Source organism: Hymenobacter glacialis (genome assembly GCF_001816165.1).
Lineage (GTDB): Bacteria > Bacteroidota > Bacteroidia > Cytophagales > Hymenobacteraceae > Hymenobacter > Hymenobacter glacialis.
In genome coordinates, this window is the sequence record NZ_MDZC01000115.1 from 1 (window position 1) to 800 (window position 800).

Below are 800 nucleotides of genomic sequence, written 5' to 3' on the forward strand. Positions count from 1 at the left end.
TAGAGGCTGTTATGCACTATTCGTATGCCTGGCGAGCATAATGCAGGCGAAAACGACAAAATGCAGCTGCTGCAAGGTCTGGCTGAGCCGCTCGTGGTCGCGGGCCAGTCGTCGGAAGCGGCTACACCAGGCAAAACTGCGTTCAACCACCCAGCGACGGGGTAACAGGACGAACCCGGTTTGGCCTTCGGGCTTGGCGATTACTTGTAAATCAATGTCGTGCACGGCGGCCTCGTACTGCGGGTCTTCCCCCGTATACCCTTGGTCCCCAAAGCCGACTTGCACGGTCTGGCCCGTAATTTCCTGCACCTGCCGGCACAGTTCGCCTACCTGCGCCCGCTCTTGTTCGTTGGCTGGCGTGATGACGACGCTCAGCAACTGGCCCAGGGTGTCGACGGCGATATGGGCCTTGCTGCCCTTGCGCCGCTTGGCCCCGTCGTACCCGGCCCGGTGCCCGCTTTCCGGCGTGCTTTGCAAGGTTCGCCCGTCAAAAATAACGGCGGTCGGCGTGGCGGAGCGACCCAGCAGCACCCGCTGCAATTCGTTTAAATCGTGTACGATACGCTCAAACACGCGGGCATCGCGCCAGCGCTCCCATTGCTGGTAGACAGCGGACCAGGGCGGCAGGTCGCCGGGCAGGTAGCGCCAGGGGCAACCCGTGTGGGCCAGGTAGCGCAAGCCGTTGAGCAGCGCCCGCAACGGGTGTTCCCGCTGGGGCGCGTCTTCGCGCATTAAGCACAAATAGGGGCATACAAAGGCCCATTCATCGTCAGAAATGTCGCTCGGGTAATGCGCTGCTT

Annotated in this window: 1 protein-coding gene; it reads right to left on the reverse strand. The window is 62.1% G+C overall.

Annotation, left to right across the window (positions count from 1 at the left end):
- Nucleotides 1-9 precede the first annotated feature (9 nt).
- Nucleotides 10-800: IS5 family transposase (locus BEN48_RS16395; protein ID WP_083321149.1), on the reverse strand; the 791-nt coding region annotated here is incomplete at its 5' end.